Annotated in this window: 9 protein-coding genes and 2 pseudogenes; 5 read left to right on the top strand and 6 right to left on the bottom strand. The window is 67.9% G+C overall.

The features are described from left to right. The coding region (locus Q0X16_RS04370; RefSeq protein WP_297831039.1) for a serine/threonine-protein kinase at positions 1 to 1,472 on the bottom strand (1,472 nt) is incomplete at its 3' end. Continuing rightward, positions 1,462 to 2,037 carry an ECF-type sigma factor gene (locus tag Q0X16_RS04375; RefSeq protein ID WP_297831042.1) on the bottom strand — a complete coding sequence of 192 codons (576 nt, stop codon included), beginning with the start codon at positions 2,035 to 2,037 and terminating at the stop codon, positions 1,462 to 1,464. The genes Q0X16_RS04375 and Q0X16_RS04370, both read right to left, overlap by 11 nt. Positions 2,038 to 2,373: 336 nt before the next feature. On the opposite strand from Q0X16_RS04375, the gene Q0X16_RS04380 reads away from it, so the two are divergent. From Q0X16_RS04380 to Q0X16_RS04400, 3 genes and pseudogenes are all read left to right on the top strand, one after another. Next, on the top strand, positions 2,374 to 3,027 hold the full coding sequence (locus Q0X16_RS04380; RefSeq protein ID WP_297831045.1) for a hypothetical protein: 654 nt from the start codon (positions 2,374 to 2,376) through the stop codon (positions 3,025 to 3,027). A gap of 100 nt (positions 3,028 to 3,127) precedes the next feature. After that, complete coding sequence (locus tag Q0X16_RS04385) at positions 3,128 to 3,502, top strand: hypothetical protein (RefSeq protein WP_297831047.1); 375 nt, start codon at positions 3,128 to 3,130, stop codon at positions 3,500 to 3,502. Between the two features lie 107 nt (positions 3,503 to 3,609). Further along, positions 3,610 to 4,779: pseudogene (locus Q0X16_RS04400) on the top strand (Hsp70 family protein); the annotation flags it as partial. Positions 4,780 to 5,040: 261 nt separating this feature from the next. On the opposite strand, the gene Q0X16_RS04405 reads toward Q0X16_RS04400, so the two are convergent. Genes Q0X16_RS04405 through Q0X16_RS04415 form a run of 3 tightly spaced genes read right to left on the bottom strand, consistent with a single transcriptional unit; the run spans position 5,041 to position 7,399 of the window. Beyond that, entirely contained in the window at positions 5,041 to 5,505 is a 465-nt protein-coding gene (locus Q0X16_RS04405) for an EamA family transporter (RefSeq protein WP_345780275.1), read from the bottom strand. Next, positions 5,502 to 6,710, bottom strand: coding sequence for a HAMP domain-containing sensor histidine kinase (locus Q0X16_RS04410; RefSeq protein WP_297831053.1), 1,209 nt, complete (start codon positions 6,708 to 6,710; stop codon positions 5,502 to 5,504). Before Q0X16_RS04410 ends, Q0X16_RS04405 begins: the two co-directional genes overlap by 4 nt. Then, the gene (locus Q0X16_RS04415) at positions 6,707 to 7,399 is read right to left on the bottom strand and encodes a response regulator transcription factor (RefSeq protein ID WP_297831056.1); all 693 of its coding nucleotides are present in this window, start codon (positions 7,397 to 7,399) and stop codon (positions 6,707 to 6,709) included. Before Q0X16_RS04415 ends, Q0X16_RS04410 begins: the two co-directional genes overlap by 4 nt. Positions 7,400 to 7,552: 153 nt before the next feature. Between Q0X16_RS04415 and Q0X16_RS04420 the strand changes: the two genes are divergently transcribed. Beyond that, positions 7,553 to 7,708, top strand: a complete 156-nt coding sequence (locus Q0X16_RS04420; protein ID WP_297831058.1) for a hypothetical protein — start codon at positions 7,553 to 7,555, stop codon at positions 7,706 to 7,708. A gap of 66 nt (positions 7,709 to 7,774) precedes the next feature. Here Q0X16_RS04420 and Q0X16_RS04425 read toward each other — a convergent pair whose 3' ends face one another. Beyond that, positions 7,775 to 8,425, bottom strand: a complete 651-nt coding sequence (locus tag Q0X16_RS04425) for a hypothetical protein (RefSeq protein ID WP_297831061.1) — start codon at positions 8,423 to 8,425, stop codon at positions 7,775 to 7,777. A gap of 103 nt (positions 8,426 to 8,528) precedes the next feature. Between Q0X16_RS04425 and Q0X16_RS04430 the strand changes: the two are divergent. Then, a pseudogene (locus Q0X16_RS04430) lies at positions 8,529 to 8,915 on the top strand (carboxylesterase); the annotation flags it as partial.

Consider the following 8,915-nt stretch of genomic DNA (forward strand, 5'->3'; position numbering starts at 1 on the left):
AGGCTGCCCTGGATTTCGCCGAGGTCGTTCAGCAGATCCCCGCGCAGCGCCGGATCGGACAACTGCTGCGGGGTGAGGCCGCGGATGCCGTCGGCGACCACCTGTGCGGGCGAACGGGCATTGCTGCCGCGCTCCAGCGGGTCCTGCTCGCGGAACACCGACATCACGAGGTTCTTCAGTTGCTCCGAGCGCTGCGCCTGCATCCGTGCTTCGCGCATCTGCTGCACGGCCAGGCCCAGCCCGACCACCAGCGCCACGATGATGCCGAGCACCGCGGCCAGCGCCCAGCGGTAGCGGCGCGCAAACCAGCGCAGGCGATAGCCGCGCGAGGCGCTGCGCACCGTCACCGGCTGGCCGTCGAGCCAGCGGCGCAGGTCCTGCGCCAGCGCGTCGGCGCTGGGATACCGTTGTTCCGGCGCCTGCGCAAGGCAGGTGGCCACGATCGCCGACAGGTCGCCGGACACGCTGCGCAGCAGGCGTTTGCGGTTGCCGCCGCGCCGCGCCAGTTCGTCGTCGACGAGGGTGCGCGCCGCTTGCCGCAGGCTGCGCGGCGCATCGTCCAGGGTGCGCAGCAGGCTGGCCATCGGCATGTCGGCGGTGACGCCGAAGGGATGGCCGCCGACCAGCAGCGCGTGCAGCATCAGGCCGAGCTGATAGATGTCGGTGGCGGCCGTGGCCGGCTTGCCCTGCAGCTGCTCCGGCGCCGCGTACTGCGGCGTCATCACCAGTTCGCGGGTGGCGTCCAGCCCGACGCCCTCCTCCAGCAGCTTGGCAATGCCGAAATCCAGCAGGTGGACGCGCCCGTCGCCGTCCACCAGCACGTTGTCGGGCTTCAGGTCGCGGTGGATGACCATGTGCCGGTGCGCGTACTGCACCGCATCGAGCACCTGCAGGAACAGCGTGACCCGCGCGCGCGCATCCAGCTGCCTGCCGTCGCACCAGCGGTCGATGCGCTGGCCTTCGACGTAGGCCATCGCGAAGTAGGGCTGTCCGTCCGCGCTGACGCCGCCGTCGATCAGACCGGCGATGTTGGGATGGTCGAGCTGGGCGAGGATGCCGCGTTCGCGCAGGAAGCGTTCGCGCGCGGCGGGGGTATCCACGCCGGCGCCGACCCGCTTGATCGCGACGCGCTGGCGGAAGCCGTCGCCTTCGCGTTCGCCCAGCCAGACCGTGCCCATGCCGCCCTGGCCCAGCGGCGCCAGCAGCAGCCACGGGCCGAGCATCTGCCCGGACTCAAGCGGTGGAGCCTGCGCGTTGTCCGGAAGCAGGTGGCTTGCCCACTGCGCCAGCCGGTCGCGGGCGTCGTCGGAATTCTCGCAACGGCTGTCGGCCGCCAGCAGGCGCTCGACTTCAGCGCATAGGGCAGGGTCGTCCCGGCGCAGTGCTTGCATCCGGGCATCGCGTTCTTCCTGCGGGAGTTCGACCAGCACATCGAACAGCGCGAACGCGCGCGCGCTCTGCTCAGACGCCATCTGCGGCGTCCAACTCGGCCTGCAGGAAGGCGCGAACGCGCCGCCAGTCGCGGCGCAAGGTGCGGTCGCTGATGCCGAGGATGGTCGCGGTCTCTTCTTCGGTATAGCCGCCGAAATAGCGCAACTCCACCATCTGTGCGCCGCGCAGGTCGATGCTCGACAGCCGTTCCAGCGCGGCGTCGAGCGCGAGGACTTCCTCGGCGGAACGCGTGGCGTCCTGGTGGTATTCGTCCAGGGTGACGTGAATCCCGGAGCGCTTGCCGGCGTTGGCGTGGCGTGCCATACCCACCAGCACCTGGCGCATCGCGCAGGCCGCCAGCGCCATCAGGTGCCCGCGCTCGCTGGGCGCGGGGGAGTTGCCGGCGCACAGCTTGAGGAAGGTCTCGTTGACCAACACCGTCGTTTCCGACCAGCGCCCCATCCGCCGCAGCTGCGAGCGCGCCAGCCGCTTGAGTTCGGCATAGGCGGAAGCATAGGCCTCCTGGAACGCCTGCACGCGTGCGGCAGGTGCTGCTGCGAGCCACGATGCGGCGGTCAGAGTGGTCGCTTGCCCGTCGTCGTCCATCAGGCGCATTGTCGGGCTTGTCTGCCGTCGGCGCCACTGCGTTCCGAAGACAGCGCTTTGCGGACGTGCGGCAGGTGACCTCTGAAATCATTCGACGAAGGACAGACACCAGCAGACCGGCGTGTCCATGACAAGTGCAGCGTTTTCTGCAGCTGGCTCTCGGCCTGGCGTGCAGGCCCGGCGCCCGGGACTTGAAAGCCCCGTCCGACGAAACCACGCATGCTGCGACGAAAGCGGGCTGCTCCGGATTGATCGGTGCGTGGCGGAACCGCACACTGGCACTCGCAGCGCAAACGCCCGCAGCCCTTGCGGCCGTCGTTGCCGAGGAGGTTGTCCATGCGTAGTTGGCTCATCGGTCTTGCCCTAGCCACGGGCGCCCTCGCGCCCGCCTGGGGCTTCACGCAGGCAGCTCCGGCAACCGCGGCGCCACTGGGCGATCTGTCCACCGTCAATCGCGCCATCCACGTTCCGGCAGGGGCCCGTGCGGGCGAGCTGGAATCGGTCAATGGCGCCATCCGGGTGGACGACGGCGCCAGCTTCAAGAGCGCCGAGGTCGTCAACGGCGCCATCGCCCTCGGGTCGCGGGTGACGGCCAGCGGCGGGCTGGAAACCGTCAATGGCCGGATCGAAGTCGGTTCCGGAAGCCGGATAGGCGGACATATCGAAACCGTCAACGGCGGCGTGCAGCTCAACGGTTCCAGCGTGACGGGCGGAATCGAGACCGTGAACGGGGGCATCACGCTGCTTCGCTCCAGCGTCGGCGGCAGTCTGGAGACGGTCAATGGCGATCTGCGCATCGGCAGCGGCAGCGTGGTGCGCGGCGATCTGATCGTGCGCAAGCCGCACGGATGGTTCAACCGATCCAAGCCTCCCAAGGTCACGATCGAAGCCAATGCCACGGTCGAGGGACGGCTGCTGTTCGAACGCGAAGTGACCCTCGTGATCGACCCGGCGGCCCGGGTTGCCCACCCGAAGCCGGTGACGCACTGATCCGCAGCGGAACAGGCGCCGGATCTGCGTCTGCGTTCTTCTCGCCCGCCGCGCCGATAGAATCCGGTTCTATTCGACGCACGACGATGCCGAGGGCGCCATGATCGAGCAGGACGCGAATCTGGAAACGCTGGAGCGTTCGCTGATCGACATGGCGGTGGAAAGCTGGCGCTTCTCGCGCCTGTTTGCGCGCGTGGCCGGCAAGCTGGATGCGGGGGAGTCCGGCCGCTATCTCGGCCAATTGCGTTCTTTCCAGAAGAAGATCGAGGACGGTCTGGCGGCCAACGGGTTGCATCTGGTCGACGTCGAGGGCCAGCCGTACGACCCCTGGATGGCGGTGTCGGCGCTGAACCTCGGCGATTTCGGGCCGGATGAGGCGTTGGCGGTGGACCAGATGCTCGAACCGGTCATCATGGGACCCACCGGCTTGCGTCGTGCGGGCACGGTTTTGCTGTGGAGAATGCTGTCGCCGTGAACTTCATCGGAATCGACCTGGGCACGACCAACAGCGCCATCGCCTCCTGGGACGGCGCGTCCGTCCGGCTGTACTAGAGCCCCGACCAGTACGATGTCACGCCCTCGGCGATCTTCTACGACCGTCGCGGCAACAAGTACGTCGGCGCGCGCGCCTACAACAACGCGGCGCGCAACCCCGACAGCGCCGCGGTCCTGTTCAAGCGGCTGATGGGCACCGCCACGCCGGTGCAGTTGCCCGCCGTGAACCTGACCCTGTCGCCGGAGGACTGTTCGGCGGAAGTGCTGCGCACCCTGTTCGGCTACCTGCCCGAGGAGGTGCGCACCAGGGGCGACACCGGCACCGTGATCACCGTACCGGCCGCGCTCAACCAGATGCAGAAGGACGCGACGCTGGCCGCGGCCGCCAGTGCGGAGATCGGCCGGGTCGCGCTGATGCAGGAACCCGTGTCCGCGGTGATGAGCGTGATGCAGCAGCGCCACAGCGACGGCGCCTTCGTGGTGTAAGACATCGGCGGCGGCACCCTGGATATCGCCATCGCGGAAAGCATCGCGGGCCACGTGAACCTGCTGGCCCACGGCGGCATCGCCATGTGCGGCGGGCGCGATTTCGACCTTGCCCTGTTCGACCAGGTGGTCCAGCCGTGGCTGCTGGAACACTTCGATCTGCCCGCCGATTTCGCCGCCGACCCAAGCTACCGGCCGCTGCTGCGGATGGCGACCTGGGCGGCGGAGAAGGCCAAGATCGAGCTGTCCCAGCGCGACGACACGCTGATCAGCCTGTCGGAAACCGAGCTGGGCGTCCGCGACCGTGCCGGGGCCGAGGTCTTTCTCGACATTCCCTTGGAGCGCGCCCGCTACGACGCGCTGATCGCGCCGAAGCTCGACGAGTCGATCGCCGCCGCGCGCGAGGCTCTGGACAAGGCCGGCCTGCAGCCCGGCGACGTCGAGCGGATGGTATTCATCGGCGGGCCGGCGCACTACAAGCCGCTGCGCGACAGGGTGGCGTCCGCGCTCGGGATCGAGCCGTCGCTTGAGGTCAACCCGATGACCGCCGTGGCCGAGGGCGCGGCGGTGTTCGCCGAATCGATCGACTGGGAGTCGCAGGGGCATGGACGCAAGCGTTCGAGCTCCGTCCATTACCTGGACCCCCAGGAGCCTGCGGTTTTCGCGACCGTCGTCTACCGCACCACCTGGAACATCGCCATGCTGGACGTGCTAATCAAGCCCCGTGCCAAAAGCGACGCGCCGCGATTGAGCGCTTGCCTGAAGACTTGACCTGGGCGTCTTCGCCCTGATCCACAAAACTGCCGCCGCCTGACCACAAATCCGGTCGTTACAGGCTCATTTCACTTTTGGAAGTGTTGTGGCCGGATCGAAGTCGGTTCCGGCAGCCGGATTGGCGGACATATCGAGACCGTCAACGGCGGCGTGCAGCTCAACGGTTCCAGCGTGACGGGCGGAATCGAGACCGTGAACGGGGGCATCACGCTGCTGCGCTCCAGCGGCGGTCTTGCAGCTCGGACGGCCACGACGACTTCAGCGGCGAAACGCCAGCACCATCACCCCGGCGGCGACCAGCGCGATCCCGAGCCAGTCGCGCGGCGCGGGGCGTTCGCCCAGCAGCAGCACCGCAAACACCGCGACCAGCAGGACACTGGCCTTGTCCACCGCCGCAACCTGCGAGGCATCGCCGATCTGCAGCGCGCGAAAATAGCAGACCCAGGACACGCCGGTGGCCAGCGCAGACAGGCCGAGAAACAGCCAGACGCGCCACGACAAGGCCGTCGGATCGCTCCACTTCCCGGTAGCCGCGACGAACGCACCCAGCACGACCAGGATCATCGCAGTGCGGATCAGGGTTGCATAGTCGGAATTCACACCGACCAGTCCGACCTTGGCGAAGATCGCGGTCAGCGCCGCGAACACCGCAGACAGCAGCGCCCAGAAAAACCAGCTTCCCGTCATGTGGCCTCCCGAAACCGGCATTGCCGCTGTGTTCATGGAGTGCATCCTTCCACTCGGGTGTCTACCGATACCCGATGCGGTGAATCGAACCGAACCTTCCAGCCAAGCCGCGCGGCCAGGCGATCCAGCAGCGCCGAACCGGTGCCGGTATCCGCACGCAGGCTGGTGGAAGCAGCGGCGGGGCTGCCTTCGGCAACCAGCCGCATGTGGATCATCCCGGTTTCAAGCCCCAGATGCAGGTGGCCGCCAGCGCTCTGCCGCAGCAATCCCCGCGCCAGCCCCGCCAGCAACAGCACGGCTTCGCGCGGATCCGTTTGCAGCGTGCCATCGCCGTCCAAGGTGATCGTGCCCGCGGATCTATCGGACAGTGCCATGTCCGCGACGTCCTCCAGCAGCTGTCGTACGGGGATGGCTTCGAGTTGCAGCGGCTTGCGTCGCGCCGCCGCCAGCATCGCCTCGAGCAACCGGCGCATCTCGCCGACACCGCGCTCGATCCGCGCCAGCCGCGCCTGCTGCGCCGCCGACGCGGAGGCATCGTCCTGCAGGACTTCCAGCGCCCCTTGCACCACCGCCAGCGGAGTGCGCAGTTCATGGCTGGCATCGGCGAGAAACGCCTGCTCGCCGGCATCGGCATCCACCAGCCGCGCCTGGTAGCCGTCGATGGCCCGCGCCAGTCTTCCGAGATCGTCGCGGCTGACGCCGGTGGCCAGCGCGGTGGCCTGCGGTTGCACCGGCAGCGCCTCGACGCATTCGGCAAGCGCGCGCACCGGCTTGAGCGCGGGTCCGGCCAACAGCCAGCCCAGCCAGCCCGACAGCATGGTGCCGAGCACGGTCACCAGCAACATCCAGGCGTGCAGGCGACGCTCCGATGCCTCGATATCGCCCAGATCGATGACGAGCACCAGCCGACCCACGGCGGTGTCGAACACGCCGATATGGGTGTCCTCGTCGGCAGGATCCTCGTTCATTCCGGGCGGAAGCGCCGCATAGGCGCGCGGCAGGGCCGGGTCGTCGATGCGGTAGCCGCGCAGCCGCCGGGTCTGCGGCAGAGCAGCGGGCATGCCGGCGGACAGTTCACGCGCGTAATCGTCGGCCTGGCCGCGCAGAATTTCGTCGGAAACGATGCTTTCGTACTCTTCCGCAGCCGCCATCAGCGCCAGCGATGCCAGCACGGACAGCGCCAGTCCCAGCAGCATGGCCAGCAGTGCGAAACGCAGTCGCAGCGGAAAAGGGCGGCTCATTCCGTCGACACCAGCCGATATCCGACGCCGCGCACCGATTGCAGCAGTGCCGAGGCAAACGGCTTGTCGATCAGGCCGCGCAACTCGTAGATCTGGTTCTGCAAAGCCGCGATATCGGCGCCGCCTTCGCCCCAGGCGGTCTCGATCAAGCTCGCGTGGGTGACGATTCGAGGCGCCTGCTGCAGCAATGCGCCAAGAAGTGCGCCCTGCAGCCGGGTGAGCGGGATTCGCCGGCCTTCACGCTGTGCCGTCAGCGTGCGCGCATCAAAGGACAGCCCGGCATGGCTGCAAGAAGCGTCCGCCGGTTGCCGGCGTCGGCACAGTGCGCGCAAGCGCGCGTCCAGTTCCGCAAGCGCGAAGGGTTTGACCAGATAATCGTCGGCGCCTTCGGCAAAGCCGCGCAGCTTGTCCTCCAGCGTGTCACGCGCCGTCAGCATCAACACCGGAACGCCCCGTCCGGCTTCGCGCAGGCGGCGACAAAGATCCAGCCCATCCAGGCGCGGCAGACCGAGGTCGAGGATGATCGCATCGAAGTCCCCGTGCAGCGCACGCGCCAGCCCTGACACGCCGTCGGCGCAGTGATCCATCTCGTAGCCGCGGCGTTCGAGGAAATCCCAGATGTTCGCCGCGATATCGCGCTGGTCTTCGACCAGTAGTACGCGCAATGCGGGAAGAAGGCCGTTGGGCATGGGCAACGCGGATACCGGATGCGACAGCTTGAACCAGACCATATTAACGAACGCCTGAGATTCGGCTGAGCCAGCCTTACCGGGCCGGGCGCAGGCTGCGCGCATGACGCCTCTCTCCCCGCTTCGCACCCGGCCGATCGTTCAGGACCGGCCATGAACATGGCGATGCCAAACCACGGCAATACATACCGGCTGCCGTTCGTCCGTACCTGCCGGCGGCTGACACACGCTTTCTGGAGCCTCGTCTTCCTGCTGGCAGCCCTGCTGCTCTGGCGCCGCGATCTTGGCGACGACGACCGAATGCGTTGAGCCCTGATTCACTCGATCGTTTCCGCGACGCACGCCACGGATTCCGTTTCGGTGCGTGCGCCCGGCTCACCCACCGGAGCGCGAGGACCGGATCAGGTTCACGATTCCCCGGGTGTCCGAGTTCCACTTGTACCAGGCGCTGGCCAGGTAATAGAGCGCCATCGAGAACAGCGCCGCCTGCGGATGCTCGATCCACTGCCCTGTCCCGGGCAACCCGAGGCGGGCAACCGCCTCGGGTGTCAGCCCAAGGGCAGGCAGGGGCAGGACGACTCCGGCGACGACCGTGACGATGTAGGCGGCGACCGAGAACATCCAGGCGTCGGACTGGCGGCTGCGCTCGGCTTCGCGCTCGCGGGGGTCGGAGAGGACCCAGGCGATCTTCGATACCGACAGCCACAGGAACACCACGATCGGCCACCAGGACCGGAAGAGCGCCGAAAACGACGCTACGAGAAGGAGGTAGAACGCGGTCAGCGACAGCGAGGAAACGATCCGGCCGGCGCGGGTGCGGTCCGTTGCGAAGGCGATGGACATCAGGAACGCCGTGGCGTGGATGAGGATGAATTCGAGGATCATCGCCAGGATCACGCCCTTCACGGCGTCCACGCCGAACATGAACGGCGACACCCAGAGGGCGGCACAGAACGCGGCAGTCAGCAGGTCGGGAACGATGCCGACGAAACGGCCGACCGCGGGCGATTGGGAAACGGCGTCCATGGCCCGAGTATGCCCGCCAGCCTCAGGTTCCGGAATTGCGTCGGCGCCATTCCGGAATCAATCAGCCGCATGCCGCCGCATCGACCGCCGTTAGAATGTCCGGATGAACAACGCGCCCACTTTGCTGGACACCGTCGAACACGAAACCGGCCCTGATCCGCAGTGGTGCGTACTGTGGCTGCACGGGCTCGGGGCGGACGGCCACGACTTCGCGCCGATCGTGCCGGAACTGGTGCGCCGCGACTGGCCGGCGCTGCGCTTCGTGTTCCCGCACGCGCCGGCGCGCGCGGTGACGATCAACGGCGGGGCGCGGATGCGGGCGTGGTACGACATCCGCTCGTTCGACCCCGGCGATCTGGCCCATCGCGCCGATCTGGACGGCGTCGATGCGTCTGTGGCGCAGGTCGAAGCCCTGATCGAACGCGAGGGCACGCGCGGGATTCCGCCGCAGCGCGTGCTGCTGGCCGGCTTCTCGCAGGGCGGTGCGGTG

It is taken from the genome of Thermomonas sp. (genome assembly GCF_025993755.1).
Lineage (GTDB): Bacteria > Pseudomonadota > Gammaproteobacteria > Xanthomonadales > Xanthomonadaceae > Thermomonas.